The organism is Bacteroides sp. NGMCC 1.200775 (assembly GCF_040798045.1).
Classification (GTDB): domain Bacteria; phylum Bacteroidota; class Bacteroidia; order Bacteroidales; family Bacteroidaceae; genus Bacteroides; species Bacteroides hominis.
On sequence record NZ_JASCQK010000011.1, the window covers coordinates 22,756 to 47,315 of the forward strand.

The 24,560-nt window shown below is 42.3% G+C and carries 19 protein-coding genes and 1 pseudogene; 11 read left to right on the top strand and 9 right to left on the bottom strand.

Annotated elements, in window-relative coordinates; genetic code table 11:
- Positions 1-182 precede the first annotated feature (182 nt).
- Both QK890_RS19505 and QK890_RS19510 read left to right on the top strand, forming a co-directional pair.
- The gene (locus QK890_RS19505; protein ID WP_005780780.1) at positions 183-2,693 is read left to right on the top strand and encodes a glycoside hydrolase family 9 protein; all 2,511 of its coding nucleotides are present in this window, start codon (positions 183-185) and stop codon (positions 2,691-2,693) included.
- Between the two features lie 340 nt (positions 2,694-3,033).
- Positions 3,034-5,250, top strand: a complete 2,217-nt coding sequence (locus QK890_RS19510) for a TlpA disulfide reductase family protein (protein ID WP_250712255.1) — start codon at positions 3,034-3,036, stop codon at positions 5,248-5,250.
- Between the two features lie 114 nt (positions 5,251-5,364).
- Here QK890_RS19510 and QK890_RS19515 read toward each other — a convergent pair whose 3' ends face one another.
- From QK890_RS19515 to QK890_RS19525, 3 genes are all read right to left on the bottom strand, one after another.
- The gene (locus tag QK890_RS19515; RefSeq protein ID WP_005807807.1) at positions 5,365-6,378 is read right to left on the bottom strand and encodes a low specificity L-threonine aldolase; all 1,014 of its coding nucleotides are present in this window, start codon (positions 6,376-6,378) and stop codon (positions 5,365-5,367) included.
- A gap of 278 nt (positions 6,379-6,656) precedes the next feature.
- Positions 6,657-7,028, bottom strand: coding sequence for a hypothetical protein (locus QK890_RS19520; RefSeq protein WP_050496807.1), 372 nt, complete (start codon positions 7,026-7,028; stop codon positions 6,657-6,659).
- Positions 7,028-7,579 carry an RNA polymerase sigma factor gene (locus QK890_RS19525; RefSeq protein WP_005807811.1) on the bottom strand — a complete coding sequence of 184 codons (552 nt, stop codon included), beginning with the start codon at positions 7,577-7,579 and terminating at the stop codon, positions 7,028-7,030. The genes QK890_RS19520 and QK890_RS19525 overlap by 1 nt, the downstream gene beginning before the upstream one ends.
- A gap of 134 nt (positions 7,580-7,713) precedes the next feature.
- Here QK890_RS19525 and QK890_RS19530 point away from each other — a divergent pair, with 134 nt between their 5' ends.
- Positions 7,714-8,139: a DUF6249 domain-containing protein gene (locus QK890_RS19530; protein WP_005807813.1), complete on the top strand. Its 426-nt coding sequence runs from the start codon at positions 7,714-7,716 to the stop codon at positions 8,137-8,139.
- A 68-nt stretch (positions 8,140-8,207) separates the two neighbouring features.
- Here QK890_RS19530 and QK890_RS19535 read toward each other — a convergent pair whose 3' ends face one another.
- Positions 8,208-8,426 (bottom strand): winged helix-turn-helix domain-containing protein, encoded by a 219-nt coding sequence (locus QK890_RS19535; RefSeq protein WP_005780792.1) that lies wholly within the window; start codon positions 8,424-8,426, stop codon positions 8,208-8,210.
- 240 nt (positions 8,427-8,666) lie between these two features.
- Here QK890_RS19535 and QK890_RS19540 point away from each other — a divergent pair, with 240 nt between their 5' ends.
- Positions 8,667-10,406, top strand: coding sequence for a thiamine pyrophosphate-dependent enzyme (locus QK890_RS19540; RefSeq protein ID WP_032529991.1), 1,740 nt, complete (start codon positions 8,667-8,669; stop codon positions 10,404-10,406).
- A gap of 103 nt (positions 10,407-10,509) precedes the next feature.
- Here QK890_RS19540 and QK890_RS19545 read toward each other — a convergent pair whose 3' ends face one another.
- From QK890_RS19545 to QK890_RS19560, 4 genes are all read right to left on the bottom strand, one after another.
- The gene (locus QK890_RS19545; protein ID WP_005807817.1) at positions 10,510-11,088 is read right to left on the bottom strand and encodes a flavodoxin family protein; all 579 of its coding nucleotides are present in this window, start codon (positions 11,086-11,088) and stop codon (positions 10,510-10,512) included.
- 195 nt (positions 11,089-11,283) lie between these two features.
- Positions 11,284-12,555, bottom strand: a complete 1,272-nt coding sequence (locus QK890_RS19550) for a carboxypeptidase-like regulatory domain-containing protein (RefSeq protein ID WP_234165089.1) — start codon at positions 12,553-12,555, stop codon at positions 11,284-11,286.
- 243 nt (positions 12,556-12,798) lie between these two features.
- The gene (gene groL / locus QK890_RS19555) at positions 12,799-14,436 is read right to left on the bottom strand and encodes a chaperonin GroEL (RefSeq protein ID WP_005780800.1); all 1,638 of its coding nucleotides are present in this window, start codon (positions 14,434-14,436) and stop codon (positions 12,799-12,801) included.
- 42 nt (positions 14,437-14,478) lie between these two features.
- Positions 14,479-14,751 (bottom strand): co-chaperone GroES, encoded by a 273-nt coding sequence (locus tag QK890_RS19560; RefSeq protein ID WP_005780804.1) that lies wholly within the window; start codon positions 14,749-14,751, stop codon positions 14,479-14,481.
- 679 nt (positions 14,752-15,430) lie between these two features.
- On the opposite strand from QK890_RS19560, the gene QK890_RS19565 reads away from it, so the two are divergent.
- The 7 genes and pseudogenes from QK890_RS19565 to QK890_RS19595 all read left to right on the top strand — a co-directional run bounded on the left by QK890_RS19565 (position 15,431) and on the right by QK890_RS19595 (position 23,548).
- On the top strand, positions 15,431-16,630 hold the full coding sequence (locus tag QK890_RS19565) for a FimB/Mfa2 family fimbrial subunit (protein WP_234212319.1): 1,200 nt from the start codon (positions 15,431-15,433) through the stop codon (positions 16,628-16,630).
- 33 nt (positions 16,631-16,663) lie between these two features.
- Positions 16,664-17,797: a hypothetical protein gene (locus QK890_RS19570; protein ID WP_032529992.1), complete on the top strand. Its 1,134-nt coding sequence runs from the start codon at positions 16,664-16,666 to the stop codon at positions 17,795-17,797.
- 13 nt (positions 17,798-17,810) lie between these two features.
- Complete coding sequence (locus QK890_RS19575; protein WP_367627513.1) at positions 17,811-18,944, top strand: DUF5031 domain-containing protein; 1,134 nt, start codon at positions 17,811-17,813, stop codon at positions 18,942-18,944.
- A 14-nt stretch (positions 18,945-18,958) separates the two neighbouring features.
- The gene (locus tag QK890_RS19580) at positions 18,959-20,041 is read left to right on the top strand and encodes a hypothetical protein (protein ID WP_005821335.1); all 1,083 of its coding nucleotides are present in this window, start codon (positions 18,959-18,961) and stop codon (positions 20,039-20,041) included.
- Positions 20,008-20,940, top strand: a complete 933-nt coding sequence (locus QK890_RS19585; protein WP_032535617.1) for a hypothetical protein — start codon at positions 20,008-20,010, stop codon at positions 20,938-20,940. Before QK890_RS19580 ends, QK890_RS19585 begins: the two co-directional genes overlap by 34 nt.
- Before the next feature lie 24 nt (positions 20,941-20,964).
- A pseudogene (locus QK890_RS19590) lies at positions 20,965-23,002 on the top strand (carboxypeptidase-like regulatory domain-containing protein).
- A gap of 3 nt (positions 23,003-23,005) precedes the next feature.
- Positions 23,006-23,548 carry a DUF3575 domain-containing protein gene (locus QK890_RS19595; protein ID WP_005807828.1) on the top strand — a complete coding sequence of 181 codons (543 nt, stop codon included), beginning with the start codon at positions 23,006-23,008 and terminating at the stop codon, positions 23,546-23,548.
- 91 nt (positions 23,549-23,639) lie between these two features.
- Here the strand turns inward: QK890_RS19595 and QK890_RS19600 are convergent, their stop codons facing one another.
- On the bottom strand, positions 23,640-24,521 hold the full coding sequence (locus tag QK890_RS19600) for a polyphosphate kinase 2 family protein (protein ID WP_367627514.1): 882 nt from the start codon (positions 24,519-24,521) through the stop codon (positions 23,640-23,642).
- Positions 24,522-24,560 lie beyond the last annotated feature (39 nt).

The following is a 24,560-nucleotide window of genomic DNA, read 5'->3' on the forward strand; positions in this document are numbered from 1 at the left end:
CACTTAATAAACGAAAAAAGTTCAGAATATGCCATATAAAGCAACATCAAATTCTAAAAACTTGTAAACGACACATAATATCAGCTAATAAAACTACCCTATTATTCTTTAAGTAAATTAAATCCGCTTTATTTGCATTATACAACTTAACACATTCCCCAACCTTAAACAATGCTTCCATTATGAAACGGAATTACTGGCTTTTGGCCATTGTTTTCTTGCTTTCCACCCTGCACGCTCAGGCAGGTGAATGGATACGGATCAACCAACTGGGCTACCTCCCCCAATCTAAAAAGGTAGCCGTATTTATGAGTGAAGTACCGGTTGAAGTGAACAACTATTCACTGGTCGATGTATTCACCGGAAAAACGGTACGCACTTTCACATCTCCCCGGAAGACAGGCCCGATCGGACAAATGAAATCAACCTACCGGCTGGACTTCAGTACCTTTGATACACCCGGAACTTACTATCTGAAAGCCGGAAAAGCAGTATCGCCCCACTTCCCCATCAACCACCGCGTATACAACGGAACGGCCGACTTCCTGCTGAATTACATGCGCCAGCAGCGATGCGGTTACAACCCCTTCCTGAAAGACAGTTGCCATGTACATGACGGCTTTATCGTGTATCATCCCACAAAGACCGGACAGCACACCGATGTCCGGGGAGGATGGCATGACGCGACCGACTATCTGCAATATACCACAACCTCGGCCAATGCCATTTACCAGATGATGTTTGCCTATCTGCAAAACCCGGAAGCTTTCGGCGATGCTTACGATGCTGCCGGACACCCTGGAGCTAACGGCATCCCGGACATTGTGGACGAAATAAAATGGGGGCTCGACTGGTTGAACCGGATGAACCCTGCCCAAGGAGAACTTTACAACCAGATTGCCGATGATCGGGACCATGCAGGGATGCGCCTGCCCGGCAAAGATTCGGTGGACTACGGCTACGGACGAGGACAAGGGCGCCCGGTTTACTTTTGCAGTGGTGAGCCTCAGGTTCGCGGCAAATTCAAGAATGCAACCACCGGAGTGGCCAGTACCGCAGGCAAATTCGCCTCTTGCTTTGCACTGGGGGCAAAGGTACTGAAAGATTTCTATCCGGACTTCGCCCAAGAAATAGCCTCTAAAGCAGATAACGCCTATCAGGAGGGTATAAAGAAACCCGGTCCCTGCCAAACGGCCTCGGTAAAGTCACCCTATATTTATGAAGAAGACAATTGGGTGGACGATATGGAACTTGGAGCCATGGAACTGTTCAAAGCTACCGGCGACCCCAAATATCTGGAGCAGGCAGTAGAATACGGAAGGCGTGAACCGGTGACACCGTGGATGGGTGCCGACAGTGCCCGCCACTACCAATGGTATCCGTTTATGAACATGGGACACTACTGGGTAGCCAAAGCTTCGGGCAACGAGCGCCTGCGCGACGAATTTATCCGGAACCTGCGAACCGGAATACAGCGAACGTATGAAAAAGCCGTCGGTAGTCCTTTCCTGCACGGCATACCTTATATCTGGTGTTCGAATAACCTGACCACCGCCATGCTTACGCAATGCCGGCTTTACCGTGAGCTGACAGGCGACACGACTTATGAAGAGATGGAAGCCTCTCTGCGCGACTGGCTCCTGGGGTGCAACCCGTGGGGAACCAGCATGATTGTAGAGCTACCTTTATCCGGAGATTATCCGATACAGCCTCACTCTTCATTGCTGAACGCAGGAGTAGGCAACACTACCGGCGGACTGGTGGACGGCCCGGTATACCGCACCATTTTCGAAAGTCTCCGAGGAGTGAACATGGAGGGCATTCCGGGAATGCCCGGACAGGATTACGAACGTTTCCAACCGGACTTAATGGTCTATCACGACGCCCTTCACGATTATTCGACCAACGAACCGACCATGGACGGAACCGCTTGCCTGACCTACTACTTATCTTCTTTGCAGAAAGACGGAATGAAGCAGGCAAACGCAGCAGCAGATAAGAACATCTACAGCAATGGCGGCATTGTACGTACCGACCCGTCCAAAAAACAAATCACGCTCGTATTCACCGCCGCCGATAGAGCGGACGGAGCGGACACCATCATCAGTACCCTGAAAAAGCAAGGTATCAAAGGGGCATTCTTCTTTACCGGAGAATTTTACGAACTCTATCCGGACGTAGTGCAACGCCTGCTGAAAGAGGGGCACTACGTCGGCAGTCACAGTTACGGACATTTGCTGTACAGCCCGTGGGAAAACCGCGATTCGCTGCTGGTGACGCGCGAAGAGTTTGAAAAAGATCTGTTGAAAAGCTACGAAGTGATGCGAAAGGCCGGCATTGAATTTAAAGATGCTCCGCTCTATATACCGCCTTACGAATATTACAACCGGCAGATTGCAGCGTGGGCAAAGAATATGGGCATCCAGGTGGTTAACTTCACCGCCGGCACAGCCAGCAATGCCGACTATACCACACCGGACATGAAGAACTACCGGAGCAGCCAGGCAATCTACGATAAAATCCTTTCGGTAGAAGCTGCCGAAGGATTGAACGGTCACCTGATGCTGATCCATTTCGGGACGGACGCCCGCCGCACGGATAAATTCTATAAAGGTCACCTTGAACGGTTGATTAAAGTCCTGAAGAATAAAGGATATAAATTTGTCCCACTGCGAGAAGCCGTTGGCATATAATTCAGTTACAAGATAAAGGTTAGTTAAGAAGGTTATCATAATAGGTATTTAAGGTAGACAATCGACCGGATTGTTTTCAGTAAACAAACCCCTCCACCCCCAAGGAGCGTGGTTTGAATAAGCGAAGGTCCGCGCCTGCGAAGGTCCGGACCTTTATTATGCCCTCCCTCCAAGGCCGGCTCCGTTTCTCCGAGACATCTGTTTGCCGAGTTACACAACTGGTATGCCATATCTCCTAAAAGAGAAGGAATTTGCCTCCCGGACAAAAATAAAACGCTATACAGTAAGGTTTCTCCCATGAAATATTTATCTTTACCGTCACAACTTTAATCATACGGATATGAAAAACAAGATACTCCCGCTACTGCTACTTCTGGGAAGTACGTATGCCACAGCACAAACCGTAATTGAAAACCCTTCTTTCGAAACACGCCAGGGAAGTGCACACACCATCTCGAAGATAGAACTATCTCCGACAGAAACCCGGCTCACGATACGGACGGTATTCCGCCCCCAATGGTGGACCAGCATCGACAGCCTGACTTATATTTATGCCCCCGAAAGCAGAAAGCAATTTTATCCTCTCCGCATAGAAGGGCGCAAATTTGGCGAACGCGTAACGACTCCCGCCTCAGGAATAATAGAAAACGACTGTGTCATCACCTATCCTCCCCTGCCCGAAGGCACAACCCGGATAGATTGGATGGAGGACGATCTTAAATCGGAAACCAACACCTATGGCATTCTGCTGGTGAAACCGCAGGAGACCAAAGAGCAGGCCTTCCTTCGCGAAATCCGTGGAAACTGGCAGCAGACAGATGCAGGAAACGGATGGGACATCGGAATTTACGATTCACTTGCCATCATGGATAACCGGTTCTGGAAATATGAACTTTGCCGGAAACAGGGGAAAAAGCTCAAACTGAATTTAAGGAATGAAACTGACGGACAGTGCCAACTTGAAATAACACAAGAAAAAGACGGCAACATACGCATCGGCAAAAACGGTGAAAAAGAGAAAAAGTATATCCGCGCCGGACTGCCCCATCGAAATTACGCATCGGTAACAACTGCTTCCACTACTCCCCGGACTGATTTTTTCCGGAAAGATACGGCTCACATACGTGGTTTTCTGGATGGATACAACCCGCAGTTAGGATTTACCACCGCCCTGATCTATACAGACAATCATATCACCCGCGAGAGTAGTCCCGCCCTGGTGACCATCCATCCGGACGGACGTTTCGAGTCGGACTTCATTGTCAATTATCCTGGGGTACATCACCTTAGTCTGGGCAGCTGTTGGATAGGGTTTTATGTCAAACCGGGCGAAACACTGATCCTTTACCTCAGTTGGGAAGACCTGCTGGACTACAACCGGCAAAGAAGGTTGAAACCCATGCTGACAGAAACTCAATATATGGGGGCTTCAAGCACTTTCAACCAAGAATTGATGCCTTGTGAACCGCTCTTCTCAAGAGACTTCAACATCCTGTTGAAAGCATGCGGCACGCTGACTCCCGATGAATTTAAAGCACAGCAAAAGCCGATGTACGACCTGTGGATGCATCGGCTCGACTCGTTGGAACAATCAAAAACGCTGCAACCCGAAGGAATGCAAATGCTGAAGAATAATGTGAAAATGATGTACGGCAGCTGGCTTCTCGATTTTATCCTGCAAAGAGACATGAATGCCCACAAAGATACCACCAACGCGATATTAAAAATAAAAGAGGCTCCGGACTATTATGATTTCCTGAAAGAAATGCCGCTCGATGACGTCCGTGCCATCGGTTGCAGTTCTTTTTCAACCTTCATCAACCGACTTGAGTATATGAACCCTTTAAACCGGGCAAGTTGGCAAATCAAGATCGGCACAGACGACCATGTGAAAAAATATGCGGAAAGCTGGCAAAAGAAAAAGGAGATATTGGAGGACACGACAGGAATCCCATTCCCAATGGCCGGAGAACTCATTCTCACCCGTTCTTACCCCTTCCTGGCCGGAACTCTCAAGGATGGGAAAAAAGCTTTCACACTACTCAATATCCTGAAAAGCTATTTACACGAGCCATTCCTTATGGCAGAGTCCGAACGTATGTACCGTCAGATTTATCCGCCACAAGGGAACCAGCCACAAGAACTTCCGGCAGGGAAAGGAACGGATATCATCCGCAAAATCGTAGCACCTTATCATGGAAAATTGGTGGTCATTGACTTTTGGGCAACTACTTGCGGGCCTTGCCGTGCCAGCATCGAGCATCATGCAGATTTGCGAAAAGAGTACCGGAACAGTCCGGATATCAAGTTCATCTTCATCACCAGTGACAGTGAATCACCTGAAAAAGCTTACAACGATTATGTAGAGAAGAATCTGAAAGAAGAAGTCATATTCCGCCTTCCGCAAAGCGACTATAACTATTTGAGGGAGCTATTCCACTTTAACGGTATCCCCCGTTACGTATTACTGGCCCGGGACGGAAAACTGCTGAACGGGGATTTTCCGATGTACAACATCGAAAAATTCCTGAAAGAATCTAAAATAAGAAAAGAATAAGAAGACTTCACCACGGAGTAACACAGAATCCCAAAGAATTTAATTTCTATCATTCTCCCTCTGTGAGACTCTGTGCTACTCCGTGGTGAGCATCTGGCGCTATTGGATGCAATCCTATTTTTTCAATATCCGGATAAACGTATCGATGTCCTCCTCCGTTGTGTCAAACGAAGTAACCAAACGAATTTCATCCGCCTCTTCATTCCAAAAATAAAAAAAGTAAGATTGCAGCATACGATCTATTTCGGCGCGAGGCATGGTCAGGAATAATTGGTTACTTTCCACCTTTTGGGTGAAACGCACACCGGGAATCTGCTTCAAAGCTTCATAGAGACGTTTGGCCATCGCATTGGCATGCATTGCGTTCTTCAACCACAGTTCCTCTGTCAGATAAGCCGTGAACTGGCAGGAAAGATAACGCATCTTCGATGCCAGTTGAGCCGATTGCTTGCGTACGAATCGAGCTTCCGCTTTCAACGAATCATCAAATACGATCACACACTCTCCCATCATCAATCCGTTTTTGGTTCCGCCAAAACTGAGCACATCAATACCGCAATCTACGGTCAATGCTTTCAGTGAAAGGCCGAGGGCAGCACAGGCATTGGCTATACGTGCACCATCCATATGTACCCGCATCCCGTGTTGGTGGGCCAGTGAGGTAATTGCTCTCAACTCTTCCGGCGTATAAATAGTACCCAACTCCGTACACTCCGAAAGATAAACAGCGCCCGGCTGCGAATGGTGCTGGTCACCAAAGCCATGCAGATAGGGAGCGATCAGTTCAGGTGTCAATTTTCCGTCGGGAGTGGCTACGGGACGGATCTGGCAACCGGTCATCTTCACCGGAGAACCACATTCGTCTACATAAATATGTGCAGTTTCAGCACAAATAATAGAATTATAAGGACGAGTCAACAGTTGCAAAGCAATGACATTACTGCCTGTTCCATTGAAAACAAACAACGGCTCACAGTCGGCAACAAATATTTCTTTAATTTTCCGGACAGCTTCTTTTGTCCACGAATCGTCACCATAGCCCAGCGCATGATCTTGATTAGCCCGTGTCAGAGCTTCCATGATGGCAGGGTGTACACCCGAATTATTATCAGAGGCAAAACTTCTCATAGTCTATAAAGATAAATTTTTCTGCAAAGGAAGAAAATTATTCGCAGAAAAAGAAAAGATTTCCCCACAGACTACACGGAGGGCACAGAGGTTTTCTGATATTATATCCTCAGCTGATGAATGGACAATCCAAAATAGGAATGAATCGGTTCCACCACAGATTACACGAATTTTCACCGAATCTTTAGTCCTAAATATCAACGAATAATTTTAAATATCAACGGAATAAATTATTAATCTGTGGAAATCTGTGTAATCTGTAGTGAAATCAAACTCACTCAGGAATGAAACTTCTTCTTACGCAGCCAATAATCCAATCCGAGCAGGAGCAGAACCAAAGTTGCAATATAGCTATAGAAAACCATCATCGGAGAAGCGGTATCAGACCAATCGACTCTGGACAAACACTCCTTTAAGTTGAATTCTAATTTGAAAACGAGTGTATAGACCGCCATCCCTATCAATAGCAATATACCCAGAATCATGCCGCAAAGCATAGTCCGTTCTTTCCGTTTCCGCTGTTTTTCGGCCTCCAGTCGAACCTGTTCCATCATCCGGTAATTAAAATTGGACGGCAGATTACCAGGTTGCCTTTTCCGAAGGGCCTGCTTCAATGCATTTTCCGTACATTTCTTATTTGCTTCCATAATTACTCATCTCCGTTCATTAATAAATAAATCTTTTTGCGGGTACGGTGCAACTTCACCTTGACATTTCCCGATGAAAGTTTCAGCACCTCTCCTATCTCCTCTATCGACTTCTCTTCAAAATAGAAAAGTGTAATCAAGACTTTTTCCTCAACATTCAGCAAGTCGATGGCTTGAATCAGTTTCGCAGTCCGTTCTTCGTCATCGGTAGGACAAAGTATTTCGTCGGCCTTTTCATCGGGTACATTATTTATGGTACCTTCCTCAATATAAAGAAATTCCTGTTTCTTTTTGCGGGTAGCGGATACAGCCGCATTATAAGCAATCCGATAAAGCCAGGTAGAGAAGCGGCACTCTCCCTTATAACTGTCAAGACAGCGGAAGGCTTTCAGAAAAACATCCTGTACCAACTCTTCCGCATCTTCGGGACAACCGACAATCTGCACAATCAGCACATAAAGCGGACGGCTGTAACGGTCGAGAAATACAGAAAAAGCTTCTGTGTCCCCGTTCAGTATCCGTGCTATGTATTGTGTTTCTTCGTTCTGTACCATGATATTCGGTTAGACGCAAGCGAATCAGAAAGGTTACAGGCAAAAAAATATTTTTTTCTTTGTAACCTTTCCGTAGTCTATTGCGTCAAACAGTGCAAAGAACGGAATTATTCACTTAAAAACATACGATCATGATGGATTTCATTACAGTCCCCTTAGTTGTGGGCATCATTACCTTAGGTATTTACAAATTGTTTGAACTTTTTGCGTGCAGACGCGAACGCATCACTCTTATTGAAAAGTTAGGAGAGAAAATGTCAGAAGGCAATCTCGAACTGAATGGGAAGATTTGTTTGCCTGACTATAACCGTTCTCAATTGTCATTCGGAACCTTAAAAGGTGGCTGCCTGCTATTGGGAGTAGGACTGGGGCTATTAACCGGTTTCATTATCAGTTACGTAAGCATCTCTCCATATGACTTTGGTAGATTCGACAGGGGATATACCCGCGAAATGATAGGAGTTATCTACGGATCATGCACACTTCTCTTCGGAGGAGCTGGATTAGTGACTTCTTTTTTGATAGAACGGAATTTCTGCAATAAAAAGAAAGAGGAATAAAAAATAATCCCCGGAATACAATACCAATGGACTGTTCCGGGGATTTTTTTCATAATAAGCAGCATCATCTACCCAATATAAACATTTACACAGAGGTAAACATAAAGTTCCTCCTCTTCTTGTTCAAACTCAATCTTATCTTCTCTGGCTAACCAGCCCAGAGCTGCCCCCAATTCCTTATCCTTCAACCCGGATTTCCTTTTCAGGTTACCATAACTCCATTTGTCATTGTTGCTCAACAATTGCCAAACTTTTCCGGCATTCAAGCCGATTTCATTTTTATCCATTTGATACAAAAGTTTAAAGGTTAAAACACATAAAGTTACTATTTACGCGGTGTAAGTTAACAAAATTATGTAAGCATTGTTACTACAAAAACACTAAAAACATACTACATACGATATTTTTAACATAAAATCTATCTTATATACCAATATACCAAGGTTATTAGCATACGTTAAATATACAACTTTTTGATATAATCACCTGTTATTGCATCATTGAATAACCTAAACTGAATGATAGATATGGGAAAGAAGGTAGCAGAACAGCTTGTCGACACTCTGATTGAGGCAGGCGTCAGAAGAATTTATGCAGTAACAGGCGACAGCCTGAACGAAGTGAATGAAGCCGTCAGGCAAAACGAAGCAATGAAGTGGATACATGTACGTCATGAAGAGACCGGTGCGTATGCCGCAGGTGCGGAAGCACAACTGACCGGACTGCCGGGATGTTGTGCAGGAAGCAGCGGACCGGGACATGTCCATTTAATCAATGGGCTTTACGATGCTCACCGTTCGGGAGCTCCTGTGATAGCCATTGCCTCAACTATTCCAACCGGAGAATTCGGAACTGAATATTTTCAGGAAACCAATACGATCAAGCTATTCAATGACTGTAGTTTCTATAACGAAGTAGCTACTACTCCCCAACAGTTTCCCCGCATGCTGCAATCGGCCTTGCAAACAGCCACTACCCGAAAAGGAGTAGCCGTAATCGGGCTTCCCGGTGACTTGGCAAAGAAACCGGCAGCCCAAGTAGAGTCCTCTGAACAGATTTATCCATTAGCTTCGTCCGTATGTCCGGCCGAAGAAGACCTGATCCGGATGGCCGGCATGCTGAATCACTACGGACGCATCACCTTGTTTTGTGGTATAGGCTGTAAAGGAGCACATGAGGAAATCATCCGGATGTCCGAGATTCTAAATGCTCCTGTCGCGTATACTTTTAAAGGAAAAATGGAAGTACAATATGACAATCCCTATGAAGTAGGTATGACCGGACTGCTGGGTATGCCTTCCGGCTATTACAGCATGCACGAAGCAGAAGTGCTTGTCATGCTCGGAACCGATTTCCCCTATTCCGCCTTTTTACCCGATGATATAAAAATCGTCCAGGTGGATATTAAACCCGAAAGACTGGGACGACGTGCCAAAGTGGATCTGGGGCTTTGTGGAGATATACGCTCTACTCTTCGTGCCTTATTGCCCATGCTACAACAGAAAAAGGATGACTCTTTTTTACGCAAACAGCTGAAACGTTACGAAGGAGTAAAGAAAGATCTGGCTGCCTATACGGAAGATAAAGGCAAAATGGATCAGATTCATCCGGAATATGTGATGTCCGAAATCAATAAGATTTCATCCGATGACGCCATCTATACGGTAGATACAGGTATGACGTGTGTATGGGGAGCCCGCTATCTGCAAGCGACCGGAAAGCGGCACATGCTGGGCTCTTTCAATCATGGTTCGATGGCAAATGCCCTGCCCCAAGCTATAGGAGCAGCGTTGGCTTGCCCGGACAGACAGGTAATCGCCCTTTGTGGTGACGGAGGATTATCCATGACATTGGGAGATCTGGAGACTGTGGTACAATATAAACTCCCTATAAAAGTGATTGTGTTCAACAACCGGTCCTTGGGAATGGTAAAACTGGAAATGGAAGTAGACGGACTGCCGGATTGGCAGACGAATATGCTGAATCCTAACTTCGCACAAGTAGCCGAAGCAATGGGTATGACAGGCTTCAATGTTTCCGATCCGGAAGAGGTATTAAATACATTATGTAATGCATTCGAACTGGAAGGTCCCGTATTGGTAAATATCATGACCGACCCGAATGCTTTGGCCATGCCTCCGAAAATAGAATTAGGCCAAATGGTAGGCTTCGCCCAATCCATGTATAAACTACTGATCAACGGACGCTCACAGGAAGTTATCGATACGATCAATTCGAACTTTAAACATATCAGAGAGGTATTTTAATGATGAACAGGGTTGGGTGAATGATGAATGGTAAACGATGAACGGCAAATAATGGATAATTATGATCCACACCTTGCGTTCATCGTACACCATTCAACATTCATCATTTATCATGTACAGCCTTTAGCAACCACGCCAATTGTACTCCCAGGTCTTTCATATTTCTCAACCCTTCTGCATCATCATAAACTTCTCCCGGCATTTCACCAATACCGAAGTTCCAGTAAGTAGATCCGGGAACAATCATTCCGCTTCCGAGCATGAAACGGTTAAGTTCATCATAAACCGTTACGGCACCACCTCTGCGGACACTAATCACGGCAGCTCCAACTTTACGTGTCAGTGTACGCCCTTGTCCGATAGTGGTCAACCCCAATCGGTCCATAAAAGCTTTCATCTCCGCGCTCACACTACCATAGTAAGTAGGTGATGCCAGAATTATTCCGTCTGCCTCCTGGGCTTTTCGGATAAACTCATTCATTGGGTCGGTCTTGATGACACATTGTCCGTCCTTTGTCTTGAAACAAGTATAACATGAAGCACAGCCACGCAGCAACTTCCCACCCAACTGTACCAATTCGGTTTCTATACCGGCTTCCTGTATAGGTTTAAACACTTCATTAATTAGCATCTCTGTATTGCCACCTTTACGGGGACTTCCGTTAAACGCCACAATTTTCATTTTGTCTGTTCTTTTATAGGTTTAAAATGCAAATATAAATTAGTAAAATATGTTAGAGTAAAAGTGCCCTTGGTTCCGGCCCTCCTATTTTGTTTTATTATTGATACACAAGCATAATTTAACACAAATTACCGTGATGATCTCTAAATTTACAAACCAGATAAAGGTAAACGAAAACGATGTAATGTACCCGCCTCATCGCGGATTTATCTGACTCACATCCACAGCGATAACACCTTTATGAGGAGCTACATATATTCCTCGGCGAGTACATCCGCCTACTATGTAAAGCGTATTTTTCCAATAAAAAAGTCCTGCGCTCTCTAAATCCAAAGCAGCCAGTTCGTAAATACGCATAGTATTTGTTTTTATATCGTAAACTTGTAAATTACGGTTCTCAAAAATATAGATACAATCGCCATCAGAAGCCAAGCCGGGATAAGAAACTCCGTCTTTCAGATCACATAACCGTTGCCATTTTCCTGTCCGCAGGTCATAACTAACTGTAAACCACATCGGTGCTGTACGGTAACCACCAAAAAAGTAAACTTTATCTCCCACCAGAATGCCATTCATCCTACCACACCATTCGGCAGGAATTGTGTTTTCCAGTTCATACCAAACGCCCCCTTTCAGGTCAAGCATATGTATCTGATTAGAAAACATCTTCTCCTTTACCGCCCCCCCCATCATATAGAGGCATTCATCATAAATGAATGAAGCGAAGTCAACTGCCTGATGAGGATTCACAGGATCAACATACAAAGTATCTTTATTCAGATCATAAACCTCCATTGTAGCATCTGTATATTCCAACTGTCGATTGGTGGATAATCTTTTTCCACCCAAAACAAATATTTTATTCTTATAAAATTGAGCGGTATGTCCCGCACGAGGCACAAAACCTTTCGCACATTTTTTCCACACATCCGATGCAATGTCATATACATACATATTATTGGAACGATATTCCCAAGCTTCAGTACCTTGCCTGTATTTATTGGAAACCATTCGGACAAGAGTCTCATCCCCCGCAACCACATAAATTTTGCCATCGTGCAGAAACCCACCAAAAGAATATAAAGGTTTAGGTAAAGAAGCCAACGAAGTCCATTCCAGAAAGAAGGGTGGACGCTCTCCACTAACTACCACTTCATGCAATAATTGGGGAAGTTCATACATGGACACTTTATACTCAAGATGCCGTAACTCGGATAATGTACATTTAAAAGACGAGTAGCCGACATACGAGAAAATAATGGTATCGCTGAGCCCCATCTTATTATGTGCAAATCGAAATTCTCCTTTAATGTCCGTCACTCCAATTCCTATGGAATCTTTCTGCATATAGATATTCACACCGGACAAAGGCTGTCCTTTTTTTCCATCTACAACAATCCCCCTGATCTGAGCCCTGCTGACTGATATTTCTAAAAAAAGAATACATAGGAATAAAACTATACGCATACACATTTTATATTATAATCCACATCAATTATTCCCGAACCGGAGAAATGAAAATCACCACAAAAGCAATAATCCATAGAGAAATACTATGTGTCTCCATTTTAATTAGCTTTGGTTTATATCTACGAATATACACAATCCTACAACCACGTCCAAACGTTCTGCAAAATATCCGCAAAGGTCAACAAAAAAAGCTGCTTCCGTTTCCGAAAGCAGCTTTCTTTTTTCAATCCTGGGAATAAATTACATCATTCCACCCATTCCTCCCATTCCGGGAGCGCCCATCGGCATTTCGGGTTTATCTTCTTTCTTTTCTACAATCACACATTCGGTAGTCAGGAACATACCAGCAATAGAAGCTGCATTTTCCAAAGCCACACGAGTCACTTTAGCAGGATCTACCACACCGGCTGCATGAAGGTTTTCGTAAACATCCAAACGGGCATTATAGCCATAGTCACCTTTACCTTCACGAACTTTCTGAACTACTACAGCACCTTCTTTACCGGCATTGGCTACAATCTGACGCAACGGTTCTTCGATAGCACGTTTAATGATTTCGATACCGGTTGTTTCGTCGGCATTGTCGCCTTTCATACCTTCCAAAGCATCGATTGCACGGATGTAAGTTACGCCACCACCCGGTACGATACCTTCTTCAATAGCAGCACGAGTAGCGCGAAGTGCATCATCCACACGATCCTTCTTTTCTTTCATTTCTACCTCAGAAGCAGCACCTACGTAAAGAACAGCTACACCACCTGACAGCTTAGCCAGACGTTCCTGCAATTTCTCACGGTCATAATCTGATTTAGTAGCAGCAATCTGAGCCTTGATCTGGTCGCAACGTTCTTTGATGTTTTCTTTAGCACCGGCACCGTTTACAATTGTAGTGTTGTCTTTAGAAACAGTCACTTTGTCAGCAGTACCTAACATTTCGATAGTAGCCTGCTCCAGTTTCAGACCCTTTTCTTCGCTGATCACCACACCACCGGTCAATACGGCAATGTCTTCCAGCATTTCTTTTCTGCGGTCACCGAAGCCCGGAGCTTTTACTGCACAAATCTTCAACTGAGAACGCAGACGGTTCACTACCAATGTAGTCAATGCCTCACTATCTACATCTTCCGCGATAACCAACAAAGGACGGCCTGACTGTACAGCCGGTTCGAGGATAGGCAAGAAATCTTTCAGGTTAGAAATCTTCTTGTCGTAAATCAGGATGTAAGGTTTCTCCATCTCACATTCCATCTTCTCCGTATTAGTCACGAAGTAAGCCGACAGATAACCGCGGTCGAACTGCATACCTTCTACCACACCGATAGTAGTATCAGTACCTTTAGCCTCTTCAATAGTAATTACGCCATCTTTAGAAACTTTACGCATGGCATCAGCAATCAGTTTACCGATAACCGGATCATTATTAGCGGAAACAGTAGCAACCTGCTCGATCTTGTCATAGTTATCACCAACTTTCTCTGCCTGATTTTTAATAGAATCAACCACTTTGACAACAGCCTTGTCAATACCACGTTTGATATCCATAGGGCTTGCACCGGCAGTTACATTCTTCAAACCTTCTGCTACGATAGCCTGAGCCAAAACAGTTGCAGTAGTTGTACCGTCACCGGCATCGTCACCTGTTTTAGAAGCAACTTCCTTTACCAACTGTGCACCGGTATTCTGGTAAGCATCTGTCAGTTCAATTTCTTTTGCCACTGTCACACCATCTTTAGTGATGTGAGGAGCACCGAATTTTTTCTCAATAATTACATTACGTCCTTTCGGGCCCAGTGTTACTTTTACCGCATTTGCCAAAGCATCAACACCTTTTTTCAATTGATCGCGAGCTTCGATATTGAATAATATTTCTTTTGCCATAATGATTTTACTATTTAATTAATTGATTAAACACTACGTTTATTAACCCAAAACAGCGAGAACATCGCTCTGACGCATGATAAGGTATTTTGTACCTTCTACTTCAAGTTCTGTTCCGGCATACTTTCCATAAAGAACCGTATCGCCTGTTTTTAATACCATTTCTTCGTCTTTCGTACCGTGACCAACTGCCACAACTTCACCCTTCAAAGGTTTCTCTTTTGCTGTATCAGGAATAATGATACCACCAATTGTTTTTTCTTCTGCAGGTGCAGGGAGTATCAGCACTCTGTCTGCTAATGGTTTAATGTTCATAGTTACTTTTTATTTTTTATATGTTATACTTATTATAGTAATATTTTGTCCTTTTAGCAGGACGAATAACCTATTGCGAAAAGTGTGCCAAAAGGGAAGAATGATTGTTTGTCAGAGAAGGACTGCCAAAATGACTGATGACATTGGAAAAACAGGCGCTTACTTAATAGGTAAGAGAATTTATTTTATGGACATATGCTCTTACGGGTAGTTTTGAGTTAAATTCATAATCTCATGGCAAGAAACAGTCATATAGATATATATTATTTTATAATAAGGAATTATATTTACTTTAAAAATCATTCATAGATAACAATTTAATAAAAAGAACTGGTGTAAAAGGCAAATATTAAATAGTTTCATTTAAAAAAAAAGAAAAGAAATATTTTGGATACATTAAAAATTATCCATACATTTGCAACGATAAAATGAATGACTTATCATTCTCTTACCTATTAAGTATGAGAAAAGTCTTTTCCTAATCTTTATTATTACGTTATCGTATAACGCCTCTGTAAGAGGTAAGAGCGTAGCGTGCCTTATCAACAAATCATTTTTAATTTCTTATCAAAACGCTTTGTAACCTCAACATTGCTGTTTTTGTATTACGCCAACTTACACAAGGGGGGAGTATCTCCCATTCGATTATTCATCAAAGCAATAACAAATACTCAACATTATGAAAACATTAAAACTATTGTTTATTACTGCATTGTCTGCAATGACTCTAAGTTGCAGCGAAAAAGCTACAACAGAAATCCCTGAAACAGAATTGAGAAACATCAGTTGTACCACTCAATTAACAACTCATTCTTCCGCCCAAACAAGAGGATCCGCACCAACAAGTCTGGACGAGGACCATTTCGTGCTGTATGCATTCAAAAAAAACGGAGAAGGTAACTTTAGTTATGAAGAGGCTAAACACCCAGCAGCTGCCATTAATGGGGAAACCTGGAAATATAATGCTGCATTTCCGGTAGGTACCTATAAATTTATTGCATTTTACAATCTGGACGAAAGCAACCGAACTAATCTCAATGAAATTATAGAAAACATAAAAAATATAAGTTGGGAGACTGTATTAAAAAGTATCGTAATTACCCATTACCCCTCTACCACTTCCCAATACCAAACGGACATGAATGAAATTTTCTGTGGTAATACGGAAGAGATAAATATTTCCAGTGGTGTAGGCGGAGATGACAATGAAATAAAAATAGAATTAACTTTGGCACGTATTGTATCACGCATAGATATTAAGTTTATCAAAGTAGCGTCAAACAATCCCACAATAGAAGTACCATATAAAACAGGTAATATATTTGGAAGTACAGAGGCGAACCCATTGACATCGTTGATCTTCAAGCCAACAAATATCCCTCTCAAATATAACCTTTATGGAGAAAATCCGGACTATACAGCAGGCACCCCATGTGAAGTAACCTACAATACTCCTACATTTCGATATGGAGAATCCGGCGCGGATGCAGTAAAGTCAACAGAGTACCAACCATTCCCTAAAGATGCAGATGCAATCAACCAAAATATGGAAACTAATATCAAAAATGGTATAGCAAACGGTGGAGCCTACTTTATGGGATCTTACTTACTACCATTTTCACCATCTGTTTCTCAAACGCTGAACGCCAACATTCAACTTAACAAAGCAAATCAGGAAAGAACGATCAAAGTCCCTTCGTTCACAGTCACCAAAAACTATGTTTCTGTGATTACCATTAAATTAAATTCTTCGACTGAAGCCGAAAACAATGGTGAAGGTAATGATGACGAACATCTATTCAACCCAAAATCTACTTTCATTGTAGAAATAGAAAAAACTTATGACGGTATCCATCAAACGGATGTTGATGTCGAATAAATCCACTAAAATCCTTCTGCAGAGCCTAATATGATGAAACACTACATCGGACAATTACTTTTGGGAACACTTGTGCTGGGAAGTGCCTGTACTAACCACCGGGAAATAATCGAAGGAGATACTTCCGTCAATGTCACATTTAAGGCCCAACAGTCACCTTCCACCAAAGGAGGAGATGACGACGAAATGTCAGTTCTCATATTTAAAAAAGAAGAGAACCAATTTACCAAAACAGAAAGTATCCAAGAGAGTCCATGGTTTACCGAGAAAGAACACTTGCAAAAAAACATCTTATTGCCAACAGGAATCTATCGATTTCTGTTGGCAAAAGGATTTTCTCAAAATGCGGTAAGTTCTGAAAAAATTTCATTCGTGACCGAAGATAATCCGGAAAATCTAATTTCAACTTCATATGACCGGAACTATTATTTTCAGTATCCTACCCATGTTGTAAACGAACAAACGGAACTCAATCACTGCACAACAGCCCTCTTTACGGACTCAGACCAAGAAGAGATCCAAGACAGTCAGACAGAATATGATTTATCAACAACGAATCAAGCACAAATTTCCCGGAAAATAAACCATTTACAAGGACAATTATGCTTTATTGTGCAAAGAGCCAGAAAAGAAAACGGACAATACATATCAATTGATTCACCTGAAAACACCTTTGATAATGCACTGAAAAAGATTGATGGCATCAATCTTACAATAGAAGGAAGCAGTAGCCGCTGCTATTTAAGTGAAACCGGATTAATCTTTAAAAATCCGATGTCCTACCACTGTTCGGCACGGCTTCAAGACGGAAATTTCTCTTTTAAAAAGTTTGATGTAGACAAATTTGTTTCTCTGTTCAGTCCGGCTATTGAAAAAGCAGACTATCAAAAGTACGAAGGAGCAGCTTATTGCGAAGGTCCGCTACTATTCCCTGCCCCTCTCAATCAAACGATTTGCATAACCATCGATATCGATTACACAGGAACTCTGAAGAGCAAAACTTTCACATTAAAAAATATCACTTTAGAACGCAACAAGATGTACCTGTTCACCCTTTGGATTTTAAATGAAAATATTGATATTTCCATTTCCCCTGACGCCGAACTGAATTTAGAAGAACTAAAATTCAATAGTCAGGTTGCCGGTAACGACGGATTTTGGAACTAACAACACACAGGCAATGAAACCACATACACTTTTTCTGATTTTAGGAATTCTATTGTTGGGGGTCTTTTCGTGTGAACAACCCGAAGGAGCCCCTGAAACTTCAGCCTTCAGCCTTAGTCTGGTGCCTCCTGCCGGAGAGGTAGTCCCCGGTGATAATACAGTATTACCCCAATTGGTTTACCATCTTTTCATTTTCCGTTCCGAAACTTCTACCCCTTCATCCAATGATGGTTCCGATTATATCTTTTGGGAACGGACCGAAGAGAAAGGGCTCGATCTGGAAGAAATCCAAAACTACACATTATCCATCCCGACCGAATATACTGATCGATTTTATCTGTTACTACTCCATGCCACTCCGAAACAGAAACCGGAGTCTGTAGTCTTAAGTGGAGAAGGTATGACTTTCACAGACTCAGAGATCAGTATGGTTAGAGAAAACGATAACAGCTATATTCCTCTTTCCAAAGATAACTATTATGCCATCCAGGCTCTTACCCCGGAAGACATAACACAAGGAAAAACTTCTATCGAGTTCAAATTAAAACGGGCAGTGGGTGAACTGGTTTTTGATGTAATGAAGTGCGATGAAAAGGGTAATCCCATCGATATTGACGCAGAATGCTCCTCAATTTTAGACAGAGTATTTCAAATAGATATGGAGGTAAGCGGAGTGACACCCAAAGTGTCTTTAACCAACGAAACGAAAAAGCCGGAACGAATTGATATTTGTTTCTCTAAAACAGTCACTCTCAAAGAGGATACATACTTCCCTGTTTTCGAAAGCAATAAAGGAATCATAGAGTTACTTAACGATGCTCCGTTGGATATTGATAATAAAGCCGTAAATGGAGCAACGCGCATCTGTGGTCCATACCTCTTCTCCAAGATAACTTTAGATAATCCGGAAACAGGAGTGGCAGAGATAGAAGAAGGAGTCAAAGCTGTCCTCAAATTTTCGTATTATGACACAACTCCATTTCCCCCCGGAAGTTACAATACCAAAAAACTCACTCTATCTCTTACCGACAAACCATTGACTATCGTGAAAGACCATTATACTGTAACCAATATACGCCTTCGAAACAATCGTATCATAGATCTTTCTGTTTCGGGTAATTACGGAATAGACTGGAAATGGGACTAAAAAATAATGAGAATATGATGAGACATAGATTATTATATACTCTATCAGGATGGATAAGTCTATTATTCTTATATACCTCCTGTAGTAATGAGGTGGAATTCCCTGATAGTAAGGATGAACTGGTTACAGTCCGATTAACTGCCACTATAAACAGTAAAGAGTTCTCAACAGACAACGAAATTGTACCGATGAGGACACGAACCAACAGCATAGCAGACTACAATGTGACAGCAATCAACGATAGCCGATTGATCATTATAAAAGAAGTAGATAACTCCACATGGGTGATAGAAGAGATAGAAGATAAGGTTATTCCCCAAGGATACATAAAATCTTCCGATTCATTTAACTATACTCTCCAAAAGACACTACGCCCGGGAAATTATAAATTTATACTTCTCATTAATGGTCCGAAAAACAATACATTACAACCTAATCAAAGCTTTACAGAAAGCGATATTCCATGGCTAACAAGCCTTGATACAGACTATTGCAGTTATGAAATATTTTTTGCAACATCAGACATTGTTACGATTAAAAAAACTGAAAAACTTGAAGACTCCGGTCATCACCACCCATTAACAGAACAATTAACTCTAAAGCGATATTCTTCATTAATACGCCTATCTACAACAGGAGACGACTTCTGGGGAATCTTCGATAAAGAAACAGAGATTAATTATTCCATAAAAGAACAAAGCATTACTGGAATAAATCTACTTGGTCAAACTGTCACAAAAGATACTGAGTTATCTTTCGGTAAATTAAAAACAATTATAAGACAAGCATTTCAGTATCAAGTCGGTGATCAGACCATGTTTTTCACTTACTTTGGAGTGAGAGAGGAGGATAAATTAAAAAACATATTAACCCCACCCGAAGGTAAAAACATTACTGTAACCATCTTCCAGGACAACGATCAAACACCGCCTACTATTGAAGTCGAAACCCAAGCGATGCGCAATCAAGTGACGACTCTTATCCTAAATAAAGTAGGATCTGCTTTAAACTGTCAATCTCTCATAATAGGTACACCCGATAATTGGGATCCTAATAATATTCCATGGGGACACATAGAACTCAATTTCTCAAAATGAAAACAAACCGTCTTTTATACCTTCTTTCTTTCATTCTACTTTTTAGCAGTTGCTGGAAAGAAGATTTGAAAAACTGCTGGATGGGTGACGTTACCTTGACAATTGCAGCTGAAAAATTCCAGCAGCCGGCTACCGATAAAGGGCAATTGGAAGATAATCTGTCTGCCAGAATCAGTAGCATCCGTTATTATCTCTATAAAGATAACACACTGGTCCAGTCCGGAATTATAGACAATGCAACTGACCTGGACACTGATACGCATCCACTGAGCTTTCCCAAACTGGCATTCGGAGAGTATTGCCTGGGACTTGTTGCCAATGCTTCAGAAGAGGAACTTTCTGACACGACTACCCCCGAGGCACTCAATTTAAACTATCCGGGAGCCGAACAAACAAAAGATTATTTTACATCCTGTTATGATTTTACCGTTGATTGTGAATGCGGTTATCAAGACTTCGTAATTCTTCGACGTACTCAAGCCGTAACTCAATTCCAATTGAAACAGTTACCCAAAAACATTACCGGAATCGCAGTAGAAATGCATAAAGTAGCGGCAACCTGTCAGATTGATACTTTATATAAAGGTGAAACAATAGCCGAATACCATACCACAGTCACAGAAGCCACTAACGCAGAAGGTATCGTTTCTTTCAATATAGGTACCTTCCCAACAACCGGAACAGAGAATGCCAGCATTATCCTTAAATTATATGCCGATGGTAAGTCCGATTCTCCGGTTTACCAGAACACACTAAACAATGTACGCATTCTACGTAACCAACTGACCCGTATCAGCACAGATTTTAACTATACCATTCTGGGGAACTCCGGCTTCTCCGTGACCATCAATCCTGACTGGGATGGTACAAATAATGACGATGAAACAATCATACCCTAACTTTAGACATTAACGCAGTAAATCATGAAAAAGAGAATACGAACTCTGATTATTATCTTATTACAAACTTTCATGCTTGTTCGTCTATCAGCCCAAACATCGCATACCATTAGTGGTATCGTGAAAGACAAGGAAGCCGCTCCTATTTCAGGAGTAAGTATTCAGGTAGATGGTCAGAAATGGAAAGCCTCTACGGGGAAAGAAGGAAAATTCACACTGGAGATCCCACAAAATTCCATCATCACTTTTTCCTCCGTCGGTTATGAAACAGTCACTATTCACTCCGGTAAAGAAAAATGGCTGGAGATCATTCTCAAAGAATCACAAAGCCTGTTGCCCGAAATCATGGTTACATCCACATTAAAGAGCAGTATGAAATTTGTTTTCGCTCCGTCCGATCTGGAATTAATCAAAGATGTGCTCTATCTTAAAACCCGATATAAGATTCCTTCCAAACGATTTCAAAACGACTCCCGGGTTATCATTCAGCCAATTCTGGTAAACAGTAGCCAGGGAACCCGAAAAGACTTTTCCCCCATTGTATACGACGGTAAAAACTACGACATCCTGCTTCGCCGTGGAAATATCTGTGGTGATCCGTCAGAAAAAGAATATTATTCCCGTTTCGCACAAGTCATAAACCCTGACTCGATCTGTAATCAGACATTGACTTATGCCGATTCATGCACAGTAGATAACATCAATGACTTATACACAACAGAAGTGCATATCAAGATAAGTACTTTTTGTAAAGACGAATATCGGGACACAGTCCGTATCACAAACGGCATTATTTATCCGATGCGTTTTTTCAACTATAATCTGAGTGCAATGGATTTGGACAACAGCTATATACCCAAACAAACCCCTCTCAACTTCAATGAGAAAGGAGAAATGCATCTCCGGTTCCGTCCTGAAGATGCGAATATTTACGAAAATGAAGGAAGAAACGCTGAAGAACTCAGGAAAATGAGAAAAGCACTGGATGATATCGATAAAGATCGTACTAAAACACTGACAACTTTTCAGATCACAGGATACACTTCTCCCGAAGGAACGTATGAATACAATCTTAAACTGGCTAAAAAAAGAATGAAAAACGCAGCAGAGAAAGTATTCGAAAATATTTCCGAAGAAACAATCAGGAAGGCCAAAGTTGAAAATGATGCCATAGTAGAATCATGGAATACGATTTGCGAACTAATGGAAAAAGACAGCATCAAAGAAGTTACCCAACTCAAAGATCTGATCAGACGCGCCCGGGGAAACCATAATGAAATATCCTGGGGGGCCAGACGAATGAAAATTTATCCGCTTATTCGCGACCGCTACCTACCCCGCTTGCGAAGAGTCGAATATTTCTACGAGTATTCTGAACTGCGTACACTCAACAGAGATGAAATCAATGCTCTCTATCGGAAAGACCCCAAAAAATTAACGGCAAGTGAGTTCTGGAGTTACATCATGAATCAAAAAGAAATCACTGACGAAAAAAGAGAAGCTTTATACAGAGAAGCCCTCTCGGTACATCCCGACCTAATGATTGCAGCCAACAATCTGGCATCACTCTTAATAAAACAAAACCGTGCCGATACAACTCTACTGAAACCCTTTATCACGCAGGATGCCCCTTCGGCCATACTGGTCAACCAAACTGTATCCTATCTACAAAAGCGGGATTTCAAAAAAGCAAACCATTTTGCAGGACTTCTGCCTGATAATAAAGAGACCGAAATGGTGAAAGCACTTGCTGCCGCCATGGATGGAAAGTATCAGGAAGCTTATCCCACTTTCGAGAAACAAGGGGGGAATCAATCAGGTCATCCTACTGCTGAGCATGAAGCAAAACCAAAAAGCCTGGGAAATCCTGAAAAACATAGAAGATACTTCTCCCGAGACCGAATATGTCAGAGCAATCGCTGCAAACAGGTTGGACAACATAGGCGAAGCTGTTACTCACCTGAGGAACGCCATCGCCCAAAAACCGTCTTTAAAAGAAATTGCTTTAAAAGATGGAGACGTATTAGATTTACTGGATTTATTAGATATAGATAAGAAATAATGTATGAAAAAGAAAGCCTTCTTCCTACTTTTGCTATTGCTTATTCCGCTGCCCTCCATACTTTCACAAGAAATAGCATTGAGAACCAATGCCCTCTCCTGGGCAACCACCACTGTAAACCTGGGAGCTGAATTCAAAATCTCACCTCGGCTAACTGCAGGAACAGATATCATGTATAAAGGGTGGACTTTTTTATCCGACAATCGTAAAATGGGTGGTTTCTTAGTTCAACCGGAAATCAAATATTGGTTTTGCATCCCTTTCTATAAACACTTTATGGGACTTCATGCCCATTATGGCCAGTACAATGGAGGATTCAGTAAATATCGCTATCAGGGAGATTTATACAGGATCGGGATATCTTATGGCTACCAATGGATCTGGAAAAAACGATGGAACATTGAAGTGTCCGCCGGAATAGGATATGCATCTATAAATTATGATAAATATGAACGTCCCAAATGTGGATTATTCCTTGGACAAGACCATTCCAACTACTTCGGATTAACCAAGCTCGGATTCAGTCTTATTTATATACTCAAATAGCAAGTACTTTCCATAAATAATTTCATAGTTCTCTAAAAATCTAATGTTAAAAAGTAAGCGGATTGTCTGTGACGGATAATCCGCTTTTTATTCATTCATCCAGCAAAGCTTTTTTGAAATCATCAATCTTATGCCGTGCCTCAACAGGCATTTCCGGATAATGCAAATCAAGTTCACCCATGCGTTCACAAAGAATCCGCCCCACAGCATAACGCATGAACCATTTATTATCAGCCGGAATCACATACCACGGTGCATCTTCCGTCGAAGTATGAGTCAGCATATCCGAATAAGCCTTCATATAATCATCCCAATAGCTACGCTCTTTCAAATCGGAAGTAGAAAATTTCCAGTTCTTTGCCTCATCTTCCAGCCGTGCCAAAAAGCGTCTCTTCTGTTCATCTTTCGAAACATTCAGGAAGAATTTGATAACAATCGTACCATTCTCCGTCAGATAGCGTTCATAATCATTTATCTGACGATAGCGCTTTTTCCAGAATTTCGGAGTGACATCTTCCAAACTGGTGACACCCGGCAACTTATTAGACAAAATAATCTCAGGATGTACCTTGGCAATCAACACATCCTCATACTGCGAACGATTGAATATACCGATACGCCCTCTTTCCGGCAGGTATCTGTTGATACGCCAAAGATAATCATGGTCGAGTTCTTCGGCTGATGGTTGTTTGAAAGAGTATACCTGACAACCCTGCGGATTGATACCGGACATTACATGTTTAATTGTTCCGTCCTTTCCGGCAGCATCCATTGCCTGAAAAATGACGAGGACCGAATATCGGTCCTGTGCATACAGTTTCCCCTGCAAAGCAGAAAGTTTCTCAATATCTTCAGCCAGTAATGCCCCAGCTTCCTGTTTGGTCAAATCGCCTGTAAAGTGAGTATCAAATTCCGAAACGGTATGTTCCGCTCCGGGAGTAGCCAACAGCCTTTTCAAGATTTCTTTTTTCATTTCGCCAATCTGTTTATTATCTTCTTCGGACGTTATTTA

Bases quoted from the DNA above. Each gene is read 5' to 3' on its own strand.
- QK890_RS19585 (WP_032535617.1), top strand. From the start codon at position 20,008: ATGGGGACACATAGAACTCAATTTCTCAAAATGAAAACAAACCGTCTT.
- QK890_RS19550 (WP_234165089.1), bottom strand. From the start codon at position 12,555: ATGCGTATAGTTTTATTCCTATGTATTCTTTTTTTAGAAATATCAGTC.
- QK890_RS19565 (WP_234212319.1), top strand. From the start codon at position 15,431: ATGAAAACATTAAAACTATTGTTTATTACTGCATTGTCTGCAATGACT.
- QK890_RS19505 (WP_005780780.1), top strand. From the start codon at position 183: ATGAAACGGAATTACTGGCTTTTGGCCATTGTTTTCTTGCTTTCCACC.
- QK890_RS19570 (WP_032529992.1), top strand. From the start codon at position 16,664: ATGAAACACTACATCGGACAATTACTTTTGGGAACACTTGTGCTGGGA.
- QK890_RS19510 (WP_250712255.1), top strand. From the start codon at position 3,034: ATGAAAAACAAGATACTCCCGCTACTGCTACTTCTGGGAAGTACGTAT.
- QK890_RS19525 (WP_005807811.1), bottom strand. From the start codon at position 7,579: ATGGTACAGAACGAAGAAACACAATACATAGCACGGATACTGAACGGG.
- groL (WP_005780800.1), bottom strand. From the start codon at position 14,436: ATGGCAAAAGAAATATTATTCAATATCGAAGCTCGCGATCAATTGAAA.
- QK890_RS19595 (WP_005807828.1), top strand. From the start codon at position 23,006: ATGAAAAAGAAAGCCTTCTTCCTACTTTTGCTATTGCTTATTCCGCTG.
- QK890_RS19575 (WP_367627513.1), top strand. From the start codon at position 17,811: ATGAAACCACATACACTTTTTCTGATTTTAGGAATTCTATTGTTGGGG.
- QK890_RS19515 (WP_005807807.1), bottom strand. From the start codon at position 6,378: ATGAGAAGTTTTGCCTCTGATAATAATTCGGGTGTACACCCTGCCATC.
- QK890_RS19580 (WP_005821335.1), top strand. From the start codon at position 18,959: ATGATGAGACATAGATTATTATATACTCTATCAGGATGGATAAGTCTA.
- QK890_RS19560 (WP_005780804.1), bottom strand. From the start codon at position 14,751: ATGAACATTAAACCATTAGCAGACAGAGTGCTGATACTCCCTGCACCT.
- QK890_RS19530 (WP_005807813.1), top strand. From the start codon at position 7,714: ATGGATTTCATTACAGTCCCCTTAGTTGTGGGCATCATTACCTTAGGT.
- QK890_RS19540 (WP_032529991.1), top strand. From the start codon at position 8,667: ATGGGAAAGAAGGTAGCAGAACAGCTTGTCGACACTCTGATTGAGGCA.
- QK890_RS19535 (WP_005780792.1), bottom strand. From the start codon at position 8,426: ATGGATAAAAATGAAATCGGCTTGAATGCCGGAAAAGTTTGGCAATTG.
- QK890_RS19600 (WP_367627514.1), bottom strand. From the start codon at position 24,521: ATGAAAAAAGAAATCTTGAAAAGGCTGTTGGCTACTCCCGGAGCGGAA.
- QK890_RS19545 (WP_005807817.1), bottom strand. From the start codon at position 11,088: ATGAAAATTGTGGCGTTTAACGGAAGTCCCCGTAAAGGTGGCAATACA.